The sequence below is a fragment of the Oceanimonas doudoroffii genome (assembly GCF_002242685.1).
GTDB classification, from domain to species: domain Bacteria; phylum Pseudomonadota; class Gammaproteobacteria; order Enterobacterales; family Aeromonadaceae; genus Oceanimonas; species Oceanimonas doudoroffii.
The window spans coordinates 1-25,316 of the sequence record NZ_NBIM01000006.1 but is presented as its reverse complement, the minus strand read 5'-3'; the positions used below and the strand labels follow the sequence as shown (position 1 = coordinate 25,316).

The window sequence follows — 25,316 nt, the reverse complement described above, 5'->3', positions numbered from 1 at the left end:
CTTTGCGCCAGGGCCGAAAATTGCTCCTGCATGTTCGGCATTCCCGCCATCCATGGCGGTCAGATGCGCGACGGAGCCTATATGGGGCGAGCTTGCTCGCCGTGACGAAATATTTCTACCCGACCGAACATTCAGTATGTTCGCAGCGGGTTGAAACATTGAGTGGCATGTCCCACGGCGTGCCGGAGAAGCAGTGCGCTTTGACCGACGAAATGGCACAAGCTAGCAAACGGCAATTAGGCTGATTCAGAGTTAGCCTGAGCGGCAAGCCGGGAAAGCACCCGGCTGACCATAAAGAAGCCGAAGGTGGCGGTGATATGAGTGACGGCGCCAAAGCCTGAAGCACAGTCCATTTTCATGGTGCCGTCCGATTCCTGCTTGGCGCTGCAGATGCCGCCCTCGCCGTCCGGGTAACGGGGCTGCTCGGTGGAAAACACACAGTCGACGCCAAATTTGCGCTTGGGGTTCTTGCTGAAGTTATAAAAGCGGCGCAATTCGCCCCGCACCTTGGCCGCCAGGGGATCCTGAATGGTCTTACTGAGATCCTTTAACTGGATCTGCGACGGATCTATCTGGCCGCCGGCGCCACCGGCGGTAATGACCGGAATCTTGTTGCGCTTGCAAAAGGCAATCAGCGCCGCCTTGGCCCGCACCGAGTCGATGGCATCCACCACGTAATCAAAGCCCGTCAGCAGATGCTCGGCCAGGTTGTCGGCGCTGATAAAGTCATCCACCACTGTCACTCGGCAGTCCGGGTTAATCAGAGCAATGCGCTCGGCCATGGCTTGCGTCTTTTCCGCGCCGATCTGGTTACTAAGGGCATGGATCTGCCGGTTGGTGTTGGTAATGCAGATGTCGTCCATGTCGATCAGGGTGATGGCACCTATTCCTGAACGCGCCAGGGCTTCCGCCGCCCAGCTGCCCACGCCACCAATGCCAATCACACACACATGGGCCTCGGCAAAACGGGCCGAAGCCCGGACACCATAGAGGCGGGCAATGCCCCCGAAACGCTCGTCAAAACTCATTAAATTCTCCATGCCGCCTTACTATTGCTTATCCCGATAAAAAGCAGAACATGGCGGTAAATGTGCCGCCAACGGCCGTAATTTATCGACTTCAGTGCATCCAGAGCGGAATAAGCGTGCTACCTGTCTGGGCAACATTATAAAACCGCCACAATAAAAGGCATACACGCATCGTGGGTCCCACGCCGTTGCGCCGCAGGGTGCGACGGCACAGACCGAATCGCCCCATGTTAAACAAATGAAAAAATATTGTTTTTTTTCATTGAAAAAATAAAAGCCGGTGATATTTTCATCTGTGTAGGGAGAGATAACGTGGCTATCCGTCAGATAACCACCCGCCATACAACTACATGGAGGTACACCTGGTGAACGATACAGCTATAGGCAAAGTTGGCAGTTTTTCGCATAAAAACCCCCTGTCGCCCCGTAATGGCATCACCACTCGGCTGCTGGGCGAGTACGACAGAACCTTGTTCTGGCCGGTGCTAACGATATATGCCTTTTTGATGCTTTACGCTTTTCTATTTCCCGACGCCATGGGGAATACACTGTCCTCTATCAGGGACTTTCTGATTTTCAACTTTGGCTGGAGTGTGCTGCTTGGCGTGGGCGCTACCCTGGTGTTCTGTCTGTACCTCTTTATCAGCCCTTATGGCGATCTGAAACTCGGCACGGAGAATACGGTTCCCGAGTTTTCTTTTGGCTCCTGGGTGGCCATGATGTTCAGCTGTGGCCTGGGCATTGGCTTTGTGTTCTTCAGTGTTGCCGAGCCTCTGACCCACCTGTACGAGTCACCCCATGTGATCGACATGGGGCAGGCCGGTCAGGCCGGCGGCGTAGCCAAGGCGGTGCAGATCACCCTGCTCGACTGGGGCATGCATGGCTGGGCCCTGTTTGCCGTGGCGGCCTGGGCCATTGCCTACCCAGCCTACAAATACGGTCAACCACTTACGGTGGCAACCGGGCTGTACGGGATTCTCGGAGAGCGCTGCAACACCAGTTTTTGGGGACGCCTGGCCAACGGCCTGGGCATTATCGGCACCATAGGCGGCAATGCCACCATGATAGGACTGGGCGTCGCCTCCATCAGCTATGGCCTGAATACCCTGTTTGGGCTCGAACTCGGCGCCCTCGGTCAGGCGCTGGTGATGATAGTGGTCATCATCGCCTATGTGATCTCGGCGGCGACCGGCGTTGAACGTGGCATCAAGCTGCTCAGCCAGGCAAACATGATCATGGCCGGCATCATACTGTTTGCCATTCTCTTCTTTGGTCATGCACCGGCCCAATATCTGTTGAACCTGACCACACAACTGGTGGGCGATTACTTCGGGCAGGTGTTTTCGCTGCAATTCTGGTCCGATGCCAGCAACTTTGAACAGCGAGAATGGCTGGGCTGGTGGGTGGTGTTCTACTGGCTGTGGTACATCTCCTACATTCCCTTCTGCGGTGGCTTTATTGCACGTATTTCCAAGGGCCGGACCCTGCGGGAGTTTATTTTCGGCGTGATCCTGGTTCCCATGGTGCTGACCATTGGCTGGTTCAGCATCTGGGGCGGCTCGGCCGGATATATCGAGGTCAATGACATTGCCCCGCTGTGGGAAAGCGTGCAGGAGAAACCCGAGTCCGGCATTTACATGCTGCTGGACAGCATGCCCGGCGGCTGGTGGCTCGGCCTGATGGTGCTGTTCAATATTGTCATCTTCGCCGTCACCACTTCCGACTCGGCCTCTTTCTTCGCGGCCATGCAGGTCTCCAATGGCAATGAGAACCCGAAAGTTTCCATGCGTTTGCTGTGGGGCGTCATTATCGGCTTTACCGGCATCATGTTTCAGTTATTCGGCGGTTTTTCCGCAATAAAAAGTCTCGCCATTGTCGTGGGGGCGCCTTTCTTCTTTGTCGGCATCGCCTATATGTTCTCCGTTTACCGCATGCTCAGACAGGGAAAGGAAAAAAGGCATAAGCATATTTACCAGCCGGAAAGTTAACGTCAGTTCCGCCCTGATTTATGTGCAAGCAGGGCGATGTTTACAAAGCATGTGGGGAACCTGTCGGCGAGCATCACGATTCGGCGACACCCCGTGAGTTTTACATGGCAGTTTGGTTTATCTATCAGCATGGAGTGACAAGATTATGCCTGCAACCCAGCCTTATTACCCTCATTACGATCCGCTGCATGACGCTTCTCCGGGCACGGCCATGGACTATCCGCCCAGTTACTGGCGCTTTCATGCCGGCGAGCCGCCGCAGGACGACGGCCCGGTCAATGGCGACATGGAAGCCGATGTAGTACTGATTGGCGGCGGCTTTACCGGGCTGGCCACGGCCATGTTTCTGGCCCGGGAACACGGCATCAAGGCGGTGGTATTGGAGGCCAATCAAATCGGTTGGGGCTGCTCCGGCCGTAACGGTGGCCAGGGCCATCTGGCCTGGGGCCGGCTGAGCCGCAGTCAGTGGGTACGAAAATGGGGGGTGGACGTAGCCCGCCGCCTGCATGCCAACAGCCTGGAAGGTTTTGAGGTGTTTCAGTCGCTGGCAGAAGATCCGGACATTGACTGCGAACCCCAGAACCTGGGCAACCTGCTGATCGCGCACAGTAAACAGGCCCTGGAAGGCCTGCATCAGGAATCCCGGCTGTGTAATAAGGTGCTCGGTTACCAGACCCGCATACTCGACCGGGATACCGTACTGAACCAGTATGTGGGCGATCAGGAATGTCATGGCGCCATGCTTGAGCCGGTAGGCATCGCCGTGCAGCCACTGAAGCTGGCCTATGGCTACGCGCGAGCGGCCCGCAGGCTGGGGGCGAAGATCCACACCGGCAGTCCGGTTCAACACTGGACCACCGATGGCAAAATGCACTATTTGCAGACACCGGGCGGCATGGTGCGGGCACGCAGCGTGGGTATCGCCACCGCAGGGTACACCAGCCCCAACCTGAACAAACTGACTGCCTATCGGAATATGCCCATTATGGCCAACTCGGTATGGACCCGCCCCCTGACCGACGACGAGATAGAAGCCTGTGGTTTTCACTCCACCATCTTTATGACCGACACGCGCAAGTTGCGCTATTACTATCGTTTTCTGCCGGAAAAACGGCTGCAAATAGGCAGCCGCAGTGCCATCAGCGGGGCCGATGCCCAGAACCCAAAGCACCTCAAAATTGTGCAGGAAGCCATTGCCCGCAAGTTTCCGGCGCTGGCCGGCATAGATACGCCCTTCTTTTCTCATGGCTGGATGGATATCTCTCACGACATGATGCCGCGTGTGGTGCAGCCTGATCCGAAGCAAAGTGTGTTCTATGCCCAGGGTTACAGCGGCAACGGGGTATCCTTTTCGGCCTATGCCTCCAGGCAGATGGCCACCCTGATTGCCGGCGGAAAAATAAAGGAGGCGGATCTTCCCATTTTCTCATCACCGCTCCCCAGTCACCCGCTGCGTCCCTTGCGCCGCTTCGGGCAGCGGGCGCTTTATAAATACTTTCAGGTGCTGGATACAGTACGTTGAAAAAACGGCTGCGGGCAAACCGCCAACCTTCCCGCCGCGGCTAAAGGCTCATGTTTACCGTCACCAAGGAAAAATGCTGCCCCGATATGCTTTTCAGGGCAGCCCAAACACCAAAGGAGTAAGGACAATGACCAATCAGGAAATGCTTAACCTTTTCGATGCATTCAATCGCCACGATATCAACGAAGTCATGTCATATTTTGATGACGACATCGTCTTTGAGACCGTTGCCGGCAATGAAGCGCACGGCTCCCGTATCGTGGGTCACCAGGCCGTAAAGGCGCGGTTCGAGGAGACCTGGGGTACCATGCCGGATGTACAGTGGCTTAATGGCCATCATTATTCTGCCGGTGATCGGGTTATCTCGGAGTGCACCTTTGTGGCAACCCAGCCCGACGGCAAACGTATTGAAGCCGACAGCCTGGATATCTTTACCTTTCGCGATGGCAAGATTATCGGCAAGCGGGCCTTTCGCAAGCAGCGCCCTCCCTTTGACCCGGCTTAACGCCACCTGATAATACCAGCGCCGGCCCTGCACATTCCTTTATGGCCGGCGCTGGGCATGTTCGGCCACCCTTTCGAACACCAGCTACTGTTACCGCCTTTTTCATGCATTCCCTGTTTTTTCGCCCTGAGTGAAAAAATAAAAACTTATTTCAAATACTCCACACGCGTCTGTTAGGCTTGGTCGAAAAGACTGAAACCAGGTGAAGATAAGTGATGCCAGCCTCAAAACACAGCCATACCCAGGCCGCTGACAATGACGGTTTGCGTATCGGGCAGCAGATCCGAGACCTGCGCAAGGCCAAGAAAATGACGTTGTCGGAGCTGGCGACGAAGGTAAACAAATCGGTCGGGTACCTGAGTCAGGTGGAACGGGGCGTGTCTTCGCTGCCCATCGGGGTGCTGCAAACCATCAGTGATGCGCTGGATGTGCGTGTCAGCTGGTTCTTTCAGCCCGACGCTGATCTTCCCGATCAGGAGCGGGACTATATAGTGCGCGCCGGCCGGCGGCGGGCCATGACCTTTTCCGGCATCGGCGCCAGAGAGGAGCTGCTTTCTCCCCGGCTCAGTGGCCAGTTAATTCTCATTATGACACGACTGGAGCCCGGTGGTAGCGGTGGAGAAGAGCCCAGACAAAGAAAGGGGGAAGAGGCCGGATATGTTGAAGCAGGTCAGCTGGAGCTGACCATTGGCGAGCAGACCTTTCTGCTTGAGGCCGGTGACAGCTTTTCCATCACGGGCAATGAACCACATCTGATACACAACCCGGGCCAAACCGAAACCCGCATCGTCTGGGTGATGGCGGGCGTGGACTACTGAGCAGGGCCGAGCCCTTCTCTGGTATTCTTTCCATAAAAAAGGGAGACCGAAGTCTCCCAGTTACAGCTCTGTTTATTGTTTTGTTTGTTTAACCGCCAACGGCGATGTTTTTCATGTCGGTCATGTAGGCGCGCAGGGTCTTGCCGATGGTCTCCACCGGGTGGTTGCGAATGGCCTCATTCACGTCAATCAGGCGACGGTTGTCAACGGAGTTGGACTCAACGCTGATGGTCTTGCCAATCACGTCGGTGCCCACTTTCGGCATGAAGTGCTCGCGCAGCAGCGGTACCGCGGCATTGGCGAACAGGTAGTTACCGTATTCGGCGGTGTCGGAGATTACTACGTTCATCTCGTACAGACGCTTGCGGGCCACGGTGTTGGCGATCAGCGGCAGTTCGTGCAGAGACTCGTAGTAGGCAGACTCGTCGATAATGCCGGAGGCGGTCATGGCTTCAAACGCCAGCTCAACACCGGCCTTGACCATGGCAACCAGCAGAATGCCGTTGTCGAAATATTCCTGCTCGTCAATCACGGCGTCGGTGACCGGATACTGCTCAAAGCTGGTGCCGGCAGTTTCTTCACGCCAGGTCAGCAGGTCGTGATCGTCGTTGGCCCAGTCGGCCATCATGCCGGCGGAGAAGTTACCCTGAATGATGTCATCCATGTGCTTGTTGAACAGCGGACGCATCAGCTCTTTCAGCTCTTCGGCCAGGTCGAACGCCTTGATCTTGGCGGGGTTGGACAGGCGATCCATCATGTTGGTGATGCCGCCCTGCTTCAGGGCTTCGGTGATGGTTTCCCAGCCAAACTGAATCAGTTTGCCGGCGTAGCCGGCGTCGATGCCGTCGGCCACCATCTTCTCGTGGCATACGATGGCGCCGGCCTGCAGCATGCCGCACAGAATGGTCTGCTCACCCATGAGGTCGGACTTCACTTCGGCCACGAAGGAAGACTCCAGCACGCCGGCACGGTCGCCGCCGGTGGCGGAAGCCCAGGCCTTGGCGATGGCCAGGCCTTCACCCTGAGGATCGTTCTCCGGGTGAACGGCGATCAGGGTAGGTACACCGAAACCACGCTTGTATTCTTCGCGCACTTCGGTACCCGGGCACTTGGGCGCTACCATCACGACGGTGATGTCTTTGCGGATCTGCATGCCTTCTTCAACAATGTTGAAGCCGTGGGAATAACCCAGGGCGGCGCCTTCCTTCATCAGCGGCATAACGGCGTTAACGGCAGAGGTGTGCTGCTTGTCGGGAGTCAGGTTCATCACCAGGTCGGCGGTGGGGATCAGCTCTTCATAGGTGCCTACCTTGAAGCCGTTCTCGCTGGCCTGAACGAAGGACTTGCGCTTCTCGGCGATGGCTTCGGCACGCAGGGCGTAAGACACGTCCAGGCCGGAATCGCGCATGTTCAGACCCTGGTTCAGACCCTGGGCGCCACAGCCAACGATGACTACCTTCTTGCCTTTCAGATAGTTACAACCATCGGCGAATTCCTCGCGGCTCATAAAGCGGCATTTGCCGAGCTGTTCGAGTTGCTGACGCAGGTTCAGGGTATTGAAATAGTTAGCCATGACCTTTTGCTCCAATTAGTCCGTTACTTTTGAATAGTTGCACCGTGACCGGTGACGACTCCAGCACTATACCCCAGGCCATTCATTGCCGGAAATGATATATTCGAAACAGAGCATTTCATTTGGTGCAATACAATGGAACTTCGCAATCTCGAACTCTTCGTCCATCTCAGCCAGAGCCTGCACTTTGGCCGCACCGCCGACGCCATGGCGGTCAGCCCGTCCACCCTGAGCCGGGCCATTCAGCGTCTGGAGCAGGAAGTAGGCTGCGAGCTGCTGATGCGGGACAACCGCAGCGTCGCCCTGACCCCGTCGGGACTCAAGCTGCAACAGTTTGCCGAAGGCTGGCTGGCCGACTGGCAAAGCATGCGCGATCAACTGCGCCACAGCGACAGCCCGCTACAGGGGCGGCTTCGCTTGTTTTGCTCGGTGACCGCCAGCTACTTTCTGTTGCCCGACATTCTGGCCCGCTTTCGTACCCGCTACCCGCAACTGGAACTGCGCCTGGAAACCGGTGACCCGGCCCAGGCCATTGACCGCATGCTCAATGACGAGTCGGACTTGGCCATTGCCGCCCGCCCCGACGCCCTGCCCGCCAAGCTCGAATTCATTCGTTTGCAAACGGTGCCGCTGGTGTTTATTGCCCCGCGCATTCCCTGCCTGGCCAACGAGCTGCTGCAACAAAGTCCGGCCGACTGGAGCCGTATTCCGGTCATTTTGCCGGAGCAGGGCGTGGCCCGGAAACGGACCAACCAGTGGTTTCGCAACAAGGGCATCAGCCCTCATATTTACGCCGAGGTGGCCGGCAACGAAGCCATCGTCGGCATGGTAGCACTGGGCTGCGGCGTGGCCCTGGTGCCCACGGCGGTGATTGAGCACAGTCCCATGGCCGACAAGATTCGCCGGCTGGCGGTGACCCCGGATCTCAAGCCCTTTGAGGTGGGCGTATGCCTGCTGAAAAAGCGGTTGGAGGATCCCCTGATTCGCGCCTTTCGCCAGATTGCCCTGCAACAGGCCAATCCCGGATCCCCATGAGCCGCGGGATTGGGTTACAATGGCGGCAATATTTCAAGGAGAGCGACCATGCTGGACCCGAAAAAACTGGAAGAGATCGCCAAACAGATTCAGAGCAACATGCCCGCCGGGCTGAAAAACATGGGTGAGGAAGCGGAAAAGCGCATTCGCACCGTACTGCAGGCTCAGCTGGGCAAGCTGGACGTGGTAACCCGGGAAGAATTCGACGTACAAACCAAGGTGCTGCTGCGCACTCGGGAAAAGCTGAACGAGATGGAAACCCGCCTGGCGCAGCTGGAGCAACAGCTGGCCGATGGCCGCAGCGAGCAGGAATAATCCTCACAAGCAAAAAAATAATGCCGGGCAAGCCCGGCATTATTTTTAGCCAACGGTACGCGTTTAAATAAACTCGTAGGCGTCGCCAAACAGGCGCTCGGCGTCCACGCCCTTTTCCTTGAAGGCTTCCCGGGCCACACCCGCCATTTCAAAGCGGCCGGCCACGTAGATGTCGTAGCCGGTCAGGCTGGGGAAGTCCTCCATAATGGCTTCGTGCACCAGGCCGTCCCGGCCCTGCCAGTGCTCGTTACCGGTCTGCACCACGGGCACATAGGTCAGCTCCTTGTGCTCGGCAGCCCAGGCAGTCAGCTCGTTATGGGCATACAAATGCTCTTCGTGGCGCACGCCCCAGTACAGAAACACCGGCTTATGCAGGCCGTCGGCCAGCATTTGCTGCAGGATGGAGCGGGTATAGGCAAAGCCGGTGCCGCCGGCCATCAGAATCACCGGATGGCGCGATTCGCGCAGGTAGGCCTTGCCCGCCGGCAACTGCACCTCGATTTGACCCTGCTCCTGCATGCGCTTGAGCACCTGCATGGCATAGGTGTTGTCGGGCGAGGCACCGATGTGCAGCTCGATTTCACCGTTTTCCTGGGGCATGTTGGCGATGGAAAAGGGACGCTTGTCGTCATCCGCCATCACCACCAGCAAATACTGACCGGGGTGGAAGTCCACCGGCTGCTCCGGCTTCAGCCGCACATACCAGAGGGTGTCGGCCATTTCATGAAGCGCTTCGACATTACAGCTAATTTTTTGCATGACTATCCTTTGTTCTCACTCTGTTCTGCACTCGCGTTCAGGATCCCGAGCTGATCCCAGATCGCATCGACCCGTTGTTTGACCTCGTCCGTCATCACGATGGGCTCGCCCCATTCCCTATCGGTTTCGCCCGGCCACTTGTTGGTGGCGTCCAGCCCCATTTTGGAGCCCAGGCCCGATACCGGTGAAGCGAAGTCCAGGTAGTCGATGGGAGTGTGCTCGATCAATGTGGTATCCCGTGCCGGGTCCATTCGGGTCGTAATGGCCCAGATCACATCGTTCCAGTCTCTGGCATTGATGTCGTCGTCGCACACGATAACGAACTTGGTATACATGAACTGTCGTAAAAACGACCAAACGCCCAGCATGACACGTTTGGCATGGCCGGGATAGCGTTTTTTCATGGTCACCACCGCCATGCGGTAGGAACAACCTTCCGGCGGCAGGTAAAAGTCGCTGATCTCCGGAAACTGCTTTTGCAGTATGGGCACGAACACCTCATTCAGTGCCACGCCCAGCACCGCCGGCTCATCGGGCGGGCGGCCGGTGTAGGTGGAATGGTAGATGGCATCGCGCCGGCGCGTGATCCGCTCCACGGTAAACACCGGAAACTCGTCGATTTCGTTGTAGTAGCCGGTGTGGTCCCCGTAAGGACCTTCCGGGGCGTTTTCGCCCGGATAGATATGGCCTTCCAGCACGATCTCGGCGCTGGCCGGCACTTCCAGATCGGAGCCGATGCACTTCACCACCTCGGTGCGGCTGCCCCTGAGCAGCCCGGCAAAGGCATATTCCGACAGGGTATCGGGCACCGGGGTGACGGCGCCAAGAATGGTGGCCGGATCGGCACCCAATGCCACCGCCACCGGATAAGGCTTGCCCGGATTGGCCTCCTGCCATTCACGAAAGTCGAGGGCGCCGCCGCGGTGACTGAGCCAGCGCATGATCACCTTGTTTTTGCCCAGCACCTGCTGGCGGTAAATACCCAGGTTCTGGCGCTTTTTATAGGGGCCGCGGGTGATGGTCAGGCCCCAGGTGATCAGCGGCGCCGCGTCGCCGGGCCAACAGTGCTGCACCGGAATCCGGGTCAGATCGACTTCGTCGCCTTCCTGAATCACTTCCTGACAGGGGGCACTTCTCAGCCGCTTCACCGGCATGTTGAGCACCTGTTTGAAGATGGGCAGCTTTTCCATCAACTCTTTCAGGCCCTTGGGTGGCTCGGGCTCTTTCAGGTAAGAGAGCCAGCGGCCCACTTCGCGCAGGGCGCCGACGTCCGGCTGCCCCATGCCCATGGCCACTCGCTTGGGAGTGCCGAACAGGTTGCCCAGCACCGGCATGTCATAACCCTTGGGATTTTCAAACAGCAATGCCGGACCGCCCGCCTTCAGGGTGCGGTCGCAAATCTCGGTCATTTCCAGGTAGGGATCAATCTCCTGGTGAATGCGCTTCAGCTCCCCCTGGGCTTCGAGTTGCGCGATAAAATCTCGTAAATCCTTGTATTTCATAGGTTGTTCCGAGTGTATCGAGTGGCAGCGGGATTATACCCGCTTCGCTTTCCGGTGGCTTGCATTCCAATAAAAAACCGCGGCAAGCCGCGGTTTTTTTCGTGCTGGGTAACGGTTACTTCTGCTGGCGCTTCATGGCCTCGAAGAACTCGTCGTTGGTCTTGGTCATGGCCAGCTTGTCGATCAGGAACTCGATGCCGTCGATCTCGCCCATGGGATGCACGATCTTGCGCAGAATCCACATCTTCTGCAGCTCTTCCGAAGTGGTGAGCAGCTCTTCGCGGCGAGTGCCGGAGCGGGTGATGTCGATGGCCGGATATACACGCTTTTCGGCGATCTTGCGCGACAGGTGCAGTTCCATGTTACCGGTGCCCTTGAACTCTTCGTAGATGACATCGTCCATCTTGGAGCCGGTGTCGACCAGGGCGGTGGCGATAATGCTCAGGCTGCCGCCTTCTTCCACATTACGGGCGGCACCAAAGAAGCGCTTGGGGCGGTGCAGGGCGTTGGCATCCACACCACCGGTCAGTACCTTGCCGGAGCTCGGCACCACGGTGTTGTAGGCACGGGCCAGACGGGTGATGGAGTCGAGCAGGATCACCACGTCCTTCTTGTGCTCCACCAGGCGCTTGGCCTTTTCGATAACCATGTCGGCCACCTGCACGTGACGGGCCGCCGGCTCGTCAAAGGTGGAGGCGATCACTTCGCCTTTGACCATGCGCTGCATCTCGGTCACTTCTTCCGGACGCTCGTCGATCAGCAACACGATCAGCACACACTCGGGGTGGTTGTAGGCAATGCTCTGGGCGATGTTCTGCAACAGCATGGTCTTACCGGCCTTGGGCGGTGCCACAATCAGGCCACGCTGGCCCTTGCCGATGGGAGACGCCAGATCCAGCACCCGGGCGGTAATGTCTTCGGTAGAACCGTTGCCCCGCTCCATCTTCATGCGCTCGTTGGCATGCAGGGGGGTCAGGTTTTCAAACAGGATCTTGTTGCGGGAGTTTTCGGGCTTGTCGAAGTTGACCTGGCTGATCTTCAGCAGGGCGAAGTAGCGCTCACCTTCCTTCGGAGGCCGAATCTTGCCGGAAATGGTGTCACCGGTGCGCAGGTTGAATCGACGGATCTGGCTGGGGGAGACATAGATATCATCCGGGCCGGCCAGATAGGAGGAGTCGGCGCTGCGCAGAAACCCGAAGCCGTCCTGCAGAATTTCGAGAACGCCGTCGCCGAAGATATCTTCACCACTTTTGGCATGGGCTTTGAGGATAGCAAAGATGATGTCTTGCTTGCGCAGACGGGCGAGGTTTTCCAGGCCCATGTTTTCCCCAAGCTTTATCAGCTCAGATACAGGGGTATTCTTGAGTTCAGTCAGATTCATAGTGGTGAGTGTCTATCAACCAGGAATGTCAAATGGTCAGAAAAATCTGCCGGATTGATGTTTGGTATAAATGAAGAGCCCGAAGGCACGAATAGGCTAGCAATCGAACAACAAACTAGCACCAAAAAGGAAAAGCGTCTAGCAAAAACCACAAGGGGCGCCTTGCGCACCCCTTGTTGCATTACAGGTTGGCGTCCAGGAACTCTTTGAGCTGAGTCTTGGACAGGGCGCCGACCTTGGTGGCAGCCACTTCACCATTCTTGAACAGCAGCAGGGTGGGAATGCCACGAATGCCGTACTTGGGAGCGGTTTCTGCGTTCTGGTCGATATTCAGCTTGGCGACGGTCACCTTGCCTTCATATTCTGCGGCCACTTCATCCAGAATGGGGGCGATCATCTTGCAGGGACCACACCATTCAGCCCAGAAATCCACCAGTACCGGACCTTCCGCCTTGATGACATCGGCATCAAAGCTGGCATCGGTCAGCTGAACAATTTTGTCACTCATCTCCAACTCCAGTCAGTGTTTGCCCTTCAAAAACATACAACGCCAGGGCAATTTAGTTGCCCTATTTCAAATGATCCTGTTTATTATTGCAAGCCTAACCTGATAATCTGAACGCTATGAGCAAGACACATCTCACCGAGACCAAATTCGACCAGCTGGGCCTGCATCCGCAGGTGCTGGCAGGCCTGGAAGCCAAGGGATTCCATAACTGCACGCCCATTCAGGCGTTGTCGCTGCCCCATCTGCTCACCGGCCGGGACATCGCCGGCCAGGCCCAGACCGGCACCGGAAAAACCATCGCCTTTCTCGCCGCCACCTTTCATCACCTGCTGACCAAGCCTGCTCCCGCCGAACGCAAAACCAATCAGCCCCGTGCCATCATCATGGCCCCGACCCGGGAGCTGGCGGTGCAGATCCACAATGACGCCGATACCCTGAGCGAGCACACCGGCCTCAAGCTGGGCCTTGCCTATGGTGGCGACGGCTATGAAAAGCAAACCCAGGTGCTGAACGAAGGCGTGGACATTCTGGTGGGCACCACCGGCCGCATCATCGACTTCTTTAAACAGAAGGTCATCAGCCTGGACGCCATTCAGGTGGTGGTACTGGATGAAGCGGATCGCATGTTCGATCTGGGCTTTATCAAGGACATCCGCTTTCTGTTCCGCCGCATGCCGCCTGCCACCCAGCGCCAGAATATGCTGTTTTCCGCCACCCTGTCGCTCAGGGTACAGGAACTGGCCTATGAGCACATGAACGACCCCGAGCACGTGCAGGTGGAGCCGGAGCGCAAGACCGCCGGCCGCATCAAGGAAGAGCTGTTTTACCCAGCGCAGGAAGACAAGATGCGCTTGCTGCTGACCCTGATGGAAGAAGAGTGGCCCGACAAGGCCATCGTCTTTGCCAACACCAAGCACAGCTGCGAAGAAGTCTATGCCTGGCTCAAGGCCGACAACCACAGGGTGGGCCTGCTCACCGGTGACGTGCCCCAGAAAAAACGACTCAAGATCCTGGAAGATTTCACCGGCGGCGTGCTCGACATTCTGGTGGCCACCGACGTGGCCGCCCGCGGCTTGCATATTCCCGATGTCAGTCACGTGTTTAACTACGACCTGCCCGACGATGCCGAAGACTATGTGCACCGCATCGGTCGCACCGGCAGGGCCGGGGCCAGCGGCAGTTCCATCAGCTTTGCCTGTGAGGAGTATGTCTTCAACCTGCCGGCGGTAGAAGCCTATATTGAGCACGAAATTCCGGTCAGCAAATATGACAGCAACGCCCTGCTCGACGATCTGGCGCCGCCCAAGCGTATTCACCACCACAGGGCCGGCGTAAACCGCAATGTGCGAGATCGCCAGGGCGGCGGCCAGCGTCGCTCCTCGGGTAATCGCCGGCGCCGGCACCAGGACAGCCGAAGCTGAGGCCTGCGTGAAAAACCCTTCCCTGTATGCGGCCATCGACCTCGGCTCCAACAGCTTTCACATGCTGGTGGTGCACGAGGTGGAGGGTGCCTGCCGTATCCTGGCCAAGGTCAAGCGCAAGGTGCGCCTGGCCGCCGGACTGCAACCCGACGGCAGCCTGGATGAGGCCGCCATGGAGCGCGGCTGGGATTGCCTGCGGCTGTTCGCCGAACAGCTGCAGGATGTGCCCGCCGACCAGGTGCGTATTGTTGGCACCGCCACCCTGCGCCTGGCCACCAACATCGACCGCTTTATCGGAAGGGCCGAGGCCATACTGGGACATTCCATTCGCATCATCTCCGGCGAGGAGGAAGCGGCCACCATCTATCAGGGGGTAGCCTGGACCTCATCGGGCACCGGCCGTCGGCTGGTAATCGATATTGGCGGAGCCAGCACCGAACTGGTAATTGGCGAAGGCACCTCGGCCGAGCTGCTGCACAGCCTGCACATGGGCTGTGTTACCTGGCTGAAGCGGCACTTTCCCGACGGCGAACTGAGCGAAGCCCACTTTGAACAAGCCATTGCCGCCGCCCAGCACGAGCTGTCACCGGTGGCCGCCGGCTACCTCACCCAGGGCTGGCAACACTGCATCGGCGCCTCGGGCACGGTGCAGGCCATTCAGGAAATCATGATGGCCCAGGGGGAAAACGAACAGATCACCCTGGCCAAGCTGCATCGGCTCAAGGCACAGGCCATTGCCTGTGGCCGGGTGGAGCAACTGCAGCTGCCTGGCCTGACCCCGGAGCGGGCACCGGTGTTTGCCTCGGGCCTGGCCATTCTTATCGCCCTGTTCGACACCCTTGCCATCGAGCACATGGTGCTGGCCGGTGGTGCCCTGCGTGAGGGGCTTATCTATGGCATGCTCGGCACTCGCCAGGAATGCGACGCCCAGGACAGAACCATCGACAGCCTGATCGCCCGCTATCAACTGGACAGAGAGCAGGGTGAACGGGTGCGCAACACGGCACTGCAGGCCCTGAAACAGCTGCAGCCCGACACCGACAGTGATGCCGCCCGCATGCTGGCCCGAGCAGCCATGCTCTATGAGTTGGGCCTGTGCATCGAGTACAAGCGTGCCCCCGAGCACGCCGCCTATATTATTCGCCATATCGATTTGCCGGGTTTTACCGCGCCCCAGAAAGGCCTGCTGGCCGCCCTGCTGCTGAACCAGCGAGACGACTTTCAGCTGGAGGCGCTGCAGGCGCAATGTGCCCTGGATGGCGAACGGGCCGTATTGCTGGCCCGGTTGCTGCGCCTGGCCATTATTCTGTGTCTGCGCCGCACCCGCGGCACCGTGCCCGCCTTTGCGTTGCAGAGAGATGGCAACCGTCTGATCCTCACCCTGCCCGCCGGCTGGAGCACCGGTCATCACCTGCGCGCCAGTGAGCTGTTCGCGGAAGCCCGTCGCCAGAGTGCGCTGGGCTGGCAGCTGGACATCGTCGAAGCATAAGTGTGCGGAATGGCCTGCCCATGCTGCGAAATAGCATGAATTTCCTTCACCTCTGACATGTAATCATTCCTTTTGTGGTGCTGATCACCCGAGGCTAAGCTGAAAGCCAGACAGCGAAAGGAAACATCTAATGACATCCCTGGATACCCGATTACGCGCAGCCCACCCCTGCTTTTGGCACAACCCCGACTACTACCCTAGTGCGCCCGTCAATGACGCGGTTGGCATTCGCCAGGCCGCCGAACGCCTGACCCGATTCGCCCCATGTATTCGCGCCCTGTTTCCCGGTACCGGCGATGGTATTATCGAATCCCCGCTGAGCCGGGCCGACAATTTTGCCCGGGCCCTGGAAAATTACTGGGGCATGCCGGTGACCGGCACCCTATGGCTGAAACGGGACAACGAACTGCCCATTTCGGGATCCATCAAGGCCAGGGGCGGTATTCACGAAGTGCTGAAATACGCCGAGGATCTGGCGCTGAGCGCCGGCCTTCTGCATCAGGAGCAGGATTACCGGTGCCTGCTGGATGAAAAGGTCCGCGCCCTGTTCGCCCGCCACACCCTGGCGGTGGGCTCCACCGGCAACCTTGGCCTCAGTATCGGCACCATGGCAGCCCACCTGGGCTTTCAGGTGGATGTACACATGTCCGCCGATGCCCGTCAATGGAAAAAAGACCGGCTAAGGCAGCTGGGTGTCCGGGTCCATGAGTATGAAGATGACTACAGCCGGGCAGTGGCCGAGGGCCGGCGCCTAGCCGAGCAGGATCCCGATTGCCATTTCGTCGATGACGAACACTCGCTCGATCTGTTCACTGGCTACGGCGTGGCGGGGCGCCGTCTCAAGGCTCAGTTGGATGCAAAGGGCATCATCCCCAGTGCCGAACACCCCCTCATTGTCTATCTGCCCTGCGGTGTCGGAGGCGGCCCCGGTGGCGTGGCTTACGGTCTAAAGCAGGAGTTGGGACCCCATGTTCACTGCTTCTTTGTCGAACCAGTCCAGTCTCCCTGCGTGCTGCTGGGAATGATGACCGGCAAGGGGGCTGAGCTCACGGTAGAGGAGTATGGCCTAAACAATCGCACCGCCGCCGATGGCCTGGCGGTCGGGCGTCCCTCGGCCCTGGTCTGCCGGCTGATGCAGCCGATACTGGCCGGCGCCATGACGGTGGAAGATCAACAGCTGTTCCGGCTGCTGACGCTGTTGCAAGATAGCGAAGGTATCAAAGCCGAGCCCTCGGCCATGGCCGGTGCCGGTGGTATGCACCAGCTGCTACAACAGACCGAGTGGCAGCAGCTGGCCACTCAGGCGCATCACCTGCTGTGGCTGACCGGCGGCAGCATGGTCCCCACGGAAGAACACCGGGCCTACTATCGCAAAGGTCAGGCTTAGGCATGCGCCTGCAAGGAGGCCGGCTCGCCGCCCTACATTGTTTCCTGCACTGTGCCCGGCAACTGAGCTTTGCCCGTGCAGCCGAACTGCTGCACTTGTCGCCCAGCGCCGTCAGTCATCGTATGCGCAAACTGGAAGAAGAGCTGGGTTTTCCCCTGTTCCAGCGCCGGCCCCGAGGGCTAGTGCTGACCGAGCGGGGCGAAACCCTCTACCACACCTTGGCCCAGAGCCTGGGACAAATCGACAGCGTACTCACTCAGCTGGAACAACCAGGCCCCTGTGGCCAGCTGCGGCTTCATGCCATGCCGGGCTTGGCGCAGGGCTGGTTGCTTCCACGCTTGGCTGACTTTTACCACCGCTATCCCGGGCTCGGACTTAGCCTGGTCACCGGCAACAGTCAGGTGGACTTCGGTGCCAGCCGCTGGGATGGCGCCCTCTATTACTTGCCCGCCCCGCTCCCCGGTCTGGCCCACGATTCGTTGATGACGGAAGACCTGATCCCCGTCTGTAGTCCGGCCTATTTCCAGGCCCTGGACTCCGGCTCACTCCGGCAGGCCCGGCTACTACACGATGCTAGTGCCTGGTTTGGTTGCCGTCCCGAGGCGGAATGGCAATACTGGCTGGAGCGACACAAACAACCCATCGGAGAGCATCATCTGTACTTTGACCAGACCGAACTGGCGGTGCAGGCCGCCCTGGCCGGGCTTGGTGTGGCCATGGGCCGCGGTCACCTGGTCGCCGCCAGACTAACCGCTGGCACGCTGATTGCTCCTTTTGGCCCGGCCGTGACCGCCCCCTGCCGCTACTGGCTGACATACCCGGCCGAACAAAAAAAGGCCCCGGTGTTCGGGGCCTTTCGTGACTGGCTGCTGGCTCAGCTCTGATCCTTAAGCCACTGGGCAACCCGTTTGGCGAAGTAGGTAAGAATGCCGTCGGCGCCGGCGCGCTTGAAGCACAACAGCGACTCCATGATGCATTCCTTTTCCTTGAGCCAGCCATTCTGAATCGCGGCCATGTGCATGGCATATTCACCGCTCACCTGATAGGCAAAGGTGGGCACACCAAACTGATCCTTGACCCGACGCACCACGTCCAGATAGGGCATGCCCGGCTTCACCATCACCATGTCGGCACCTTCTTCAATGTCAAAGGCCACTTCCTGCAGGGCTTCATCGGTGTTGGCGGGATCCATCTGATAGGTGGCCTTGTTGCCGCCCTTGAGGTTGCCGGCGGAGCCGACCGCATCGCGGAACGGGCCGTAGTAATTGGAGGCATACTTGGCGGAATAGGCCATGATCTGGGTATTGATAAAGCCATTCTCTTCCAGTGCCCGACGAATGGCGCCGATGCGGCCGTCCATCATGTCGGACGGCGCCACCATATCGGCGCCGGCGGCGGCATGGCTCAAAGCCTGCTTGACCAGCACCTCGGTGGTCACGTCGTTGAGCACATAGCCGTCGTCATCGAGAATGCCGTCCTGGCCGTGTACCGTATAGGGATCCAGGGCCACGTCGGTCATGATGCCAAGCTCAGGGAAAGCCGCTTTCAGTGCACGCACCGCTTCCTGCACCAGGCCGTCGGGGTTGTAGGCTTCTTCCGCCAGCAAAGACTTCTCGGCGGCATTCACCACCGGGAACAGGGCCAGCAGGGGAATGCCCAGGGTCACCAGCTCGGCGGCCTCCTCCAACAGCAAATCGATGGACAGGCGCTCAACACCAGGCATGGAGGCCACGGCTTCCCGGCGCTGAACGCCCGGCAGCACGAACATGGGGTAGATCAGATCGTCCACGGTCAGGGTGTGCTCGCGCACCAGGCGACGGCTGAAATCGTGCTTGCGCAGACGGCGCAGACGGCGGCCGGGAAAGCCACCCATCACTTGTTTGGTCATGTTCACTCCTGAAGTTGGAAAAAGGCCCGGCTGGTCGCGGTGGTGGCGGCGATCAGGCCGGCGGCGTGCTCACCCCGACAGGCGGCAATGCGTCCGGCGATATGAGGCAAATAGGCGGGCTCATTGCGGCGGGAAGCCGGCCTGGGCGACAGATCCCGCGGGATCAGATAAGGGCTGTCGGTTTCGATCATCAGCCGCTCGGCCGGGATCAGCGCTACCAGCCGCTGCAGCTCGCTGCCGCGACGCTCATCGCAAATCCAGCCGGTAATGCCGATGTGCAGATCCAGTGCCAGGCAGTCTTTCAGCTCATTCTCGCTGCCGGTAAAGCAGTGCAGCACCGCCGCCGGCAGCCGGTCCCGCCAGGGCGCAAGAATGGCCATAAAGCGCTCGTGGGCATCGCGGCAGTGCATAAACACCGGCTGCTGCAGCTCCGCGGCCAGGGCCAGCTGGGCTTCAAAGGCAGCCTCCTGTTGTGCCCGGGGCGAAAAGTCCCGGTTGAAGTCGAGGCCGCACTCACCCACGGCCACCACCTGAGGCAGTGCCGCCAGCTCACGCAGCTCACTCAAGGTGGCATCGTCAAAGGTGCTGGCTTCGTGAGGGTGCACTCCGGCGGTGGCATAACACAGCCCGGGGTGGGCGGCGGCCAATTCCGCCACCGCCCGGCTTTCCGCCAGATTGGTGCCGGTAAGTACCAGAGCATTAACGCCGGCGGCCTGAGCCCGCTCCAACACGGCCTCCCGGTCTTTATCAAACTGGGAACTGGTAAGGTTGACCCCGATGTCGATCACGCCGTGGGCTCCTGTTCGTCGTCCTTTTCTTCTCGCACATAGAAACGGCCAAAAAAGACGCCGATCTCGAACAGCAGCCACATGGGAATGGCCAGCAGGGTCTGGGAGATCACATCCGGCGGTGTGAGCAGCATGCCGACGATAAAGACAATCACCACCACATAGGGCCGCTTGGCGGCCAGCTCCCTGGGAGTAGTCACTCCGGTCCAGCACAGCAAAATGGTGGCGATGGGGATCTCAAAGGCGATGCCAAAGGCGATGAACAACCCCAGCACGAAGTCCAGATAGCTGGCAATGTCGGTGGCAATGGTTACCCCTTCCGGCGCCATGCTGGTGAAAAAGCCGAATGCCAGGGGAAACACCACAAAATAGGCAAAGGCCGCACCGGCGTAAAACAGCAGGGCGCTGGAAAACACCAGGGGGGCGATCAATCGCTTTTCGTGCTTGTACAGGCCCGGTGCGATAAAAGCCCACACCTGGTAGAGCACAATGGGAATGGCGGCAAAAAAGGAGACGATCAGCGTCAGCTTGATTGGCGTCAGAAAGGGCGTGGCCACGCCGGTAGCGATCATGCTCGCCCCTTCCGGCAGTTGCTTCAGCAAGGGCGTCGCCAGCAGGGTATAGATGTCGTTGGCAAAATAGACCAGGCCCAGGAACACCACCAACACGGCGGCAAAGGCACGCAACAGACGCGACCTCAGCTCCACCAAGTGGCTGATCAGGGGCTGCTGTGATTCAGTCATTCAGAAGGTTTCCGGGACTCAGTACTGGAGGGTTCATCCGTATTCTGCTCGGGGCGCTTTTCATAGGGCCGGTTAACCGAGGCGGCGGCGTCTTTCAGTTGATCGATGGATTGCTGCAGCTCGGGGCTGAGATCCTTCATGCCGAGCTGCTCAGCCTTTTTCAGATCCCGGTGCAGCTCTTCCATTTTCAGCTCCTGGGCCAGTTCGGTTTTCACCGCATTGGCGGTGTTGCGCACCGTGCTGAACAGGCGGGAGACGGTGCGAATGGCCACGGGTAGGCGCTCGGGGCCGAGTACCACCAGGCCAATGACCGAAATCACCACCAATTCCCAAAAACCGATATCGAACATGGCTTATACCCGATCTTTGTCTTTGGCCTTGTCCTGCTCGTTCAGTGGCTCGCCCTGTTCCTTTTTGTCGGCCAGCTTTTGCTGCTCGAAGTCCGCGTCCTTCTTGCCCTGCTCCTCGTCACTCATGGCCTTTTTAAAGCCCTTGACCGCCGAGCCCAGATCGCTGCCCATGCCACGCAGCTTCTTGGTTCCGAACAGCAGCACCACGATGAGCACCACGATAAGCAGTTGCCAAATACTGATTCCACCCATAACTCATTTTTCCTTTGCAAACAGAGAACGATAAAGGCCCATTATATTGCAGCCAAATGACGAAAATCTGACACCAGATCAAACTATCGGGCAATACGCCGCCAGCCCAGCCACCATACAACCAAAGTCAGCAGCAGGCCAGACATGGCCAGCCGGCTTTCATCCATGCCCAGCAACAGGGTGCTGGCCAGCAGGGTACTGGCCCCCATGGCCAGCAGAAACCGCCCCTGGCCCTGGCGCTTGTCGTGACCGGCGTAGCGCTCGTACAGGCCCGTCATCTGTCGCTGCTGCAGCTTGGCCTGGCGCAGGGCATCGTAGATAAGCTCGGGAATCTCCGGCAGTTTCTCGGCCCAGAACGGGGCATTTTCCTTTACCCCGTTGATCACCGCCTTATAGCCCACCTGTTTCTGCATCCAGTCTTCCAGGAAGGGCTTGGCGGTTTTCCACAGATCCAGCTGGGGATAGAGCTGGCGGCCCACCCCTTCCACGTAGAGCAGGGTCTTCTGCAACAACACCAGTTGGGGTTGCACCGCCATGTTAAAGCGGCGGGCAGTATTAAACAGATTCAGCAGCACATGGCCAAAGGAGATTTCGGACAGGGGCTTTTCAAAAATGGGCTCAAGCACGGTGCGAATGGCCGATTCGAACTCTTCCACCTTGGTGTCGGCCGGTACCCATCCCGACTCCACGTGCAGCTCGGCCACCTTGCGGTAGTCCCGGTTGAAAAAGGCCAGAAAGTTTTCCGCCAGATAGCGCTTGTCGTCCCGGTTGAGGGTACCGACGATGCCGCAGTCGATGCCGATCCACTGAGGATCTTCCGGATGGTCGTAAGACACAAAAATATTGCCCGGATGCATGTCGGCATGAAAAAAGCTGTCACGAAAAACCTGGGTAAAGAACACCTCCACACCCCGCTCGGCGAGCAGCTTCATATTGGTGCCGTTGGCTTCCAGGGCATCGGTGTCCGACACCGGAATGCCGTAAATGCGCTCCATCACCAGCACATTCTCGTGGCAGTAGCTGGAATAAATCTCCGGCACATAGAGGGTACGAGAACCCTCGAAATTGCGCCGCAGCTGAATGGCGTTGGCCGCTTCCCGCAGCAGATTTAGCTCGTCGAGCAGGGTCTTGCGGTATTCCTCCACCACTTCCACCGGCCGCAAGCGGCTGCTGCGCTCCGGCACCAGCCGGGCAATCAGGGTGGCCATAGAATGCATCAGGCTGACATCGGCCTCGATCACCCGCTCGATGCCGGGCCGAATCACCTTGATGACGATCTCCTGTCCGGTCTTGAGCCGGGCGGTGTGCACCTGGGCAATGGACGCCGAGGCCAGGGGTTTTTCGTCGAACTCATCAAACAGGGTTTCAATGGGTTGGCGCAGGCTGTGTTCAATCTGCTGGCGGGCCAGTTTGCCGTCAAAGGGCGGCACTCTGTCCTGCAGCAGGGCCAGCTCTTCGGCGATGTCCGGCGGCAGCAGATCGCGGCGGGTGGAGAGCATCTGGCCGAACTTGATAAACACCGGGCCCAGGCTCTCCAGGGCCAGGCGAATGCGCTTGCCCCGGGACAGGTCCGGATGTCTGTTTTTCAGCCAGAACAGGCTTTTTCGAGCCATGCGCGCCGGCCAGATCTGTAGCCGGGAAGGAATCAGCTCATCCAGGCCATAGTCAAACAGGGTACGGCCAATCTGGTAAAGGCGGCGCAGCTCCCGCAGTTTTCTCATGAATGGGTCACCTTGTCGGTCAGTGCCGCCAGGCGTCCCTGCAGGCGGTTCAGTCGTTTGTTCAGCGCTTCCACTTCGTCACCAAAATCGGCCAGCTCCAGCGGCCCTACCGCCAGCCGGGCTTCTTCACGGACAAACTCGCCCAAGTGTTGCAGTGCATCGCTCAGCCGGGCGCCAAGGCCGGTCCGAATCTCGCGGCCATGCCGGCACAACAGGTGAGCCAGGGCATCACCGGTGTAGGGCACCAACCACTCTTCAATGTCGACGGGATTGTCCCGCATCAGTGCACTCAGATCCTGCCAGGGCTGCGGATCGCCCTCGAGATCGATGCGGCCGTCGCGAATGTACTGCATCAGCAGGCCCTTGTCCCTGAGCAGCCCAAGGGCACCGATCGACAGGCTGAGGTGGCTGTCGACCCGGCCTTCGTAGTTGCCCAGTAACTCCACGTGGCCCGGGCCGAACACCAGGTAAAAACTGGTGAAGTCTATCAGGGTCAGCTGTAGCACTCGGCCATGCAGAGGCTGCAGCCCTCGGCTGAGCGCAGGACTCTGCCGCAGCAGCCGGTTGATGGCGGTTTCCAGGGTGCCGTTCAGCAATGGCAACAGCAGTGACTTCATCAGAATTTGAATCCGCGGTGCAGTGCCACCACGCCGTCGGTCAGGTTGAAATACTCCACCTGCTCCAGGCCAGCGTCTTCCATCATTCGCTTGAGGGTGTCCTGATCCGGGTGCATGCGAATAGACTCAGCCAGATACTGATAGCTTTCGCTGTCCTGGGCCACCAACGCGCCCATCTTGGGCAGCACATTAAAGGAGTAGAAGTCGTACAGCTTGCTCATGATCTCATGCTGAGGCTTGGAAAACTCCAGCACCAACAGCCGGCCGCCCGGCTTCAGCACCCGCTGCATGGAGGCCAGTGCCTTGTCCTTGTTGGTGACGTTGCGCAGGCCAAAGGCGATGGTGATTAGATCAAAGTGATTGTCGGGAAAAGGCAGCGCCTCGGCATTGGCCTGCACATAGGAAATATTGTTGCCCAACCCCATGTTGCGCAGCTTGTCGCGGCCCACCTTGAGCATGGAGTCATTGATGTCGGCCAGTACTACCTGGCCCTGCTCGCCGACCATGCGGGAAAACTTGGCGGTCAGGTCGCCGGTGCCACCGGCCAAATCCAGCACCTTGTGGCCCGGACGCACGCCGGAACAGTCGATGGTAAAGCGTTTCCACAGGCGATGAATGCCGAAAGACATCAGATCGTTCATCACGTCGTACTTGGCCGCCACCGAGTGGAAAACGCTGGCCACCATGTGCTCTTTTTCATCGGCATTTATGGTCTGGTAACCAAAATGGGTCGTCGACTTGTGCTGTTCTGACATTCTCAAGACACCTGTAAAAATCGAAGTAAGGCAGTGTACTGCAAATGCACGGGCCGGACTAACGGGAAGCCAGCAGGCTGTGGGTGATCTGCATTCCCAGAAAAGTGAATATCATACAGCAAACCACATTCAGGAACACATTCAGCCCGGCCTTGACCCACTGGCCGTGTTCCAGCAACAGCACCGTATCCAGAGAAAAGGAAGAAAAAGTGGTCAGCGCTCCCAGCATGCCCACCATCATAAAGGGCCGCCAGGAGTGCGCGCTTAACGCCTGCTGTTGTACCAGCACAAAGATAATGCCCATTAGCAGGGAGCCAATCAGGTTGACGGTCAGAATGCTGTAGGGAAAGGAGCGGCCGAGCAGACGGCCCATCACATCGGTGATGACAAAACGCAGCACGGCGCCGATGGCGCCGCCAAGGGCAATAAACATCAGGGTTTTCATGACAAACCGGCGTAAACAAGAAATGGCCTCAGTTTACGCCGGTCGGACTCAAAAACCCATGCTCGAAGGGATCAGGCCTGACGTTCCCGTTTGGCCCGCACCGACTCACCAGCCACGCCGAAGTCCTGAGTGGCGATGTCCTGCAGCAGAATACGTACGGTCTCGGGCTTGACGTCCAGGGCACGTACACAGGCGTCGGTCACTTCGCTGATCAGGGCTTCTTTCTGCTCGTTACTACGGCCTTCGATCAGGGCGATGTTAAGAATCGGCATGATTTTTTCCTTTATATGTCTGAAAAACGAGCCGACATTAGAGTAAAAAATGTGACTTGAGTCAAATTTGGTGGGGTCGTGCGAAGAAACGAAAAAAGCCCGACACTTTCGTATCGGGCTTTTCGGTATTGGGTGCCTGGCAGTGACCTACTTTCACATGGCAGCTGCCACACTATCATCGGCGCGGGTGCGTTTCACTACTGAGTTCGGCATGGAGTCAGGTGGTTCCACAACGCTATGGCCGCCAGGCATAA

General features: G+C 58.7%; 26 protein-coding genes and 1 rRNA gene. 10 read left to right on the top strand and 17 right to left on the bottom strand.

Annotated features, from left to right (window positions below):
• Positions 1-236 precede the first annotated feature (236 nt).
• A complete protein-coding gene (gene tcdA / locus B6S08_RS14435) occupies positions 237-1,028 on the bottom strand; it encodes a tRNA cyclic N6-threonylcarbamoyladenosine(37) synthase TcdA (RefSeq protein ID WP_094201514.1) in 792 nt (263 codons plus the stop codon).
• Positions 1,029-1,393: 365 nt separating this feature from the next.
• Here tcdA and B6S08_RS14430 point away from each other — a divergent pair, with 365 nt between their 5' ends.
• The 4 genes from B6S08_RS14430 to B6S08_RS14415 all read left to right on the top strand — a co-directional run bounded on the left by B6S08_RS14430 (position 1,394) and on the right by B6S08_RS14415 (position 5,861).
• Positions 1,394-3,016, top strand: coding sequence for a BCCT family transporter (locus B6S08_RS14430; protein WP_165661970.1), 1,623 nt, complete (start codon positions 1,394-1,396; stop codon positions 3,014-3,016).
• A gap of 145 nt (positions 3,017-3,161) precedes the next feature.
• A complete protein-coding gene (locus B6S08_RS14425) occupies positions 3,162-4,538 on the top strand; it encodes an NAD(P)/FAD-dependent oxidoreductase (RefSeq protein ID WP_094201512.1) in 1,377 nt (458 codons plus the stop codon).
• 127 nt (positions 4,539-4,665) lie between these two features.
• The gene (locus B6S08_RS14420; protein WP_094201511.1) at positions 4,666-5,043 is read left to right on the top strand and encodes a nuclear transport factor 2 family protein; all 378 of its coding nucleotides are present in this window, start codon (positions 4,666-4,668) and stop codon (positions 5,041-5,043) included.
• A gap of 215 nt (positions 5,044-5,258) precedes the next feature.
• The gene (locus tag B6S08_RS14415) at positions 5,259-5,861 is read left to right on the top strand and encodes a helix-turn-helix domain-containing protein (RefSeq protein ID WP_094201510.1); all 603 of its coding nucleotides are present in this window, start codon (positions 5,259-5,261) and stop codon (positions 5,859-5,861) included.
• Positions 5,862-5,949: 88 nt separating this feature from the next.
• Here B6S08_RS14415 and ilvC read toward each other — a convergent pair whose 3' ends face one another.
• Positions 5,950-7,434, bottom strand: a complete 1,485-nt coding sequence (gene ilvC, locus B6S08_RS14410) for a ketol-acid reductoisomerase (RefSeq protein WP_094201509.1) — start codon at positions 7,432-7,434, stop codon at positions 5,950-5,952.
• 135 nt (positions 7,435-7,569) lie between these two features.
• On the opposite strand from ilvC, the gene ilvY reads away from it, so the two are divergent.
• Both ilvY and ubiK read left to right on the top strand, forming a co-directional pair.
• Complete coding sequence (gene ilvY / locus B6S08_RS14405) at positions 7,570-8,469, top strand: HTH-type transcriptional activator IlvY (RefSeq protein WP_094201508.1); 900 nt, start codon at positions 7,570-7,572, stop codon at positions 8,467-8,469.
• 48 nt (positions 8,470-8,517) lie between these two features.
• Positions 8,518-8,784 carry a ubiquinone biosynthesis accessory factor UbiK gene (gene ubiK, locus B6S08_RS14400; RefSeq protein ID WP_094201507.1) on the top strand — a complete coding sequence of 89 codons (267 nt, stop codon included), beginning with the start codon at positions 8,518-8,520 and terminating at the stop codon, positions 8,782-8,784.
• A gap of 63 nt (positions 8,785-8,847) precedes the next feature.
• On the opposite strand, the gene fre is transcribed toward ubiK, so the two are convergent.
• From fre to trxA, 4 genes are all read right to left on the bottom strand, one after another.
• On the bottom strand, positions 8,848-9,543 hold the full coding sequence (gene fre / locus B6S08_RS14395) for an NAD(P)H-flavin reductase (RefSeq protein ID WP_094201506.1): 696 nt from the start codon (positions 9,541-9,543) through the stop codon (positions 8,848-8,850).
• Positions 9,544-9,545: 2 nt separating this feature from the next.
• Positions 9,546-11,045 carry a 4-hydroxy-3-polyprenylbenzoate decarboxylase gene (ubiD, locus tag B6S08_RS14390; RefSeq protein ID WP_094201505.1) on the bottom strand — a complete coding sequence of 500 codons (1,500 nt, stop codon included), beginning with the start codon at positions 11,043-11,045 and terminating at the stop codon, positions 9,546-9,548.
• 115 nt (positions 11,046-11,160) lie between these two features.
• Positions 11,161-12,426 (bottom strand): transcription termination factor Rho, encoded by a 1,266-nt coding sequence (gene rho, locus B6S08_RS14385; protein ID WP_094201504.1) that lies wholly within the window; start codon positions 12,424-12,426, stop codon positions 11,161-11,163.
• 181 nt (positions 12,427-12,607) lie between these two features.
• A complete protein-coding gene (gene trxA / locus B6S08_RS14380; RefSeq protein ID WP_094201503.1) occupies positions 12,608-12,934 on the bottom strand; it encodes a thioredoxin TrxA in 327 nt (108 codons plus the stop codon).
• Between the two features lie 116 nt (positions 12,935-13,050).
• Here trxA and rhlB point away from each other — a divergent pair, with 116 nt between their 5' ends.
• The 4 genes from rhlB (at position 13,051) to B6S08_RS14360 (ending at position 18,115) form a co-directional block, all read left to right on the top strand.
• Complete coding sequence (rhlB, locus tag B6S08_RS14375) at positions 13,051-14,355, top strand: ATP-dependent RNA helicase RhlB (protein WP_094201502.1); 1,305 nt, start codon at positions 13,051-13,053, stop codon at positions 14,353-14,355.
• 7 nt (positions 14,356-14,362) lie between these two features.
• Positions 14,363-15,844, top strand: coding sequence for a guanosine-5'-triphosphate,3'-diphosphate diphosphatase (gene gppA / locus B6S08_RS14370; RefSeq protein ID WP_094201501.1), 1,482 nt, complete (start codon positions 14,363-14,365; stop codon positions 15,842-15,844).
• A gap of 130 nt (positions 15,845-15,974) precedes the next feature.
• The gene (locus B6S08_RS14365) at positions 15,975-17,231 is read left to right on the top strand and encodes a D-serine ammonia-lyase (RefSeq protein WP_094201500.1); all 1,257 of its coding nucleotides are present in this window, start codon (positions 15,975-15,977) and stop codon (positions 17,229-17,231) included.
• A 2-nt stretch (positions 17,232-17,233) separates the two neighbouring features.
• Complete coding sequence (locus B6S08_RS14360) at positions 17,234-18,115, top strand: LysR substrate-binding domain-containing protein (protein ID WP_094201499.1); 882 nt, start codon at positions 17,234-17,236, stop codon at positions 18,113-18,115.
• On the opposite strand, the gene hemB is transcribed toward B6S08_RS14360, so the two are convergent.
• The 11 genes from hemB to rrf all read right to left on the bottom strand — a co-directional run bounded on the left by hemB (position 18,106) and on the right by rrf (position 25,311).
• Positions 18,106-19,119: a porphobilinogen synthase gene (gene hemB, locus B6S08_RS14355; RefSeq protein ID WP_094201498.1), complete on the bottom strand. Its 1,014-nt coding sequence runs from the start codon at positions 19,117-19,119 to the stop codon at positions 18,106-18,108. The two genes, B6S08_RS14360 and hemB, sit on opposite strands and share 10 nt — an antisense overlap.
• Before the next feature lie 2 nt (positions 19,120-19,121).
• Positions 19,122-19,907 carry a 3'-5' ssDNA/RNA exonuclease TatD gene (tatD, locus tag B6S08_RS14350; protein ID WP_094201497.1) on the bottom strand — a complete coding sequence of 262 codons (786 nt, stop codon included), beginning with the start codon at positions 19,905-19,907 and terminating at the stop codon, positions 19,122-19,124.
• Entirely contained in the window at positions 19,904-20,650 is a 747-nt protein-coding gene (gene tatC / locus B6S08_RS14345) for a twin-arginine translocase subunit TatC (RefSeq protein ID WP_094201496.1), read from the bottom strand. Before tatC ends, tatD begins: the two co-directional genes overlap by 4 nt.
• Positions 20,647-21,000 carry a Sec-independent protein translocase protein TatB gene (gene tatB / locus B6S08_RS14340; protein WP_094201495.1) on the bottom strand — a complete coding sequence of 118 codons (354 nt, stop codon included), beginning with the start codon at positions 20,998-21,000 and terminating at the stop codon, positions 20,647-20,649. The genes tatC and tatB overlap by 4 nt, the downstream gene beginning before the upstream one ends.
• Positions 21,001-21,003: 3 nt before the next feature.
• Positions 21,004-21,252 (bottom strand): Sec-independent protein translocase subunit TatA, encoded by a 249-nt coding sequence (gene tatA / locus B6S08_RS14335; RefSeq protein ID WP_094201494.1) that lies wholly within the window; start codon positions 21,250-21,252, stop codon positions 21,004-21,006.
• 83 nt (positions 21,253-21,335) lie between these two features.
• The gene (gene ubiB / locus B6S08_RS14330) at positions 21,336-22,973 is read right to left on the bottom strand and encodes a ubiquinone biosynthesis regulatory protein kinase UbiB (protein ID WP_094201493.1); all 1,638 of its coding nucleotides are present in this window, start codon (positions 22,971-22,973) and stop codon (positions 21,336-21,338) included.
• Complete coding sequence (locus B6S08_RS14325; RefSeq protein ID WP_094201492.1) at positions 22,970-23,590, bottom strand: ubiquinone biosynthesis accessory factor UbiJ; 621 nt, start codon at positions 23,588-23,590, stop codon at positions 22,970-22,972. The genes ubiB and B6S08_RS14325 overlap by 4 nt, the downstream gene beginning before the upstream one ends.
• Entirely contained in the window at positions 23,590-24,345 is a 756-nt protein-coding gene (gene ubiE, locus B6S08_RS14320; RefSeq protein WP_094201491.1) for a bifunctional demethylmenaquinone methyltransferase/2-methoxy-6-polyprenyl-1,4-benzoquinol methylase UbiE, read from the bottom strand. The genes B6S08_RS14325 and ubiE overlap by 1 nt, the downstream gene beginning before the upstream one ends.
• A gap of 58 nt (positions 24,346-24,403) precedes the next feature.
• Positions 24,404-24,790, bottom strand: coding sequence for a fluoride efflux transporter CrcB (gene crcB / locus B6S08_RS14315; RefSeq protein WP_094201490.1), 387 nt, complete (start codon positions 24,788-24,790; stop codon positions 24,404-24,406).
• A 71-nt stretch (positions 24,791-24,861) separates the two neighbouring features.
• Complete coding sequence (locus tag B6S08_RS14310) at positions 24,862-25,077, bottom strand: tautomerase family protein (protein WP_281254941.1); 216 nt, start codon at positions 25,075-25,077, stop codon at positions 24,862-24,864.
• Positions 25,078-25,196: 119 nt separating this feature from the next.
• Positions 25,197-25,311 (bottom strand): 5S ribosomal RNA (rrf, locus tag B6S08_RS14305).
• Positions 25,312-25,316: the final 5 nt, after the last annotated feature.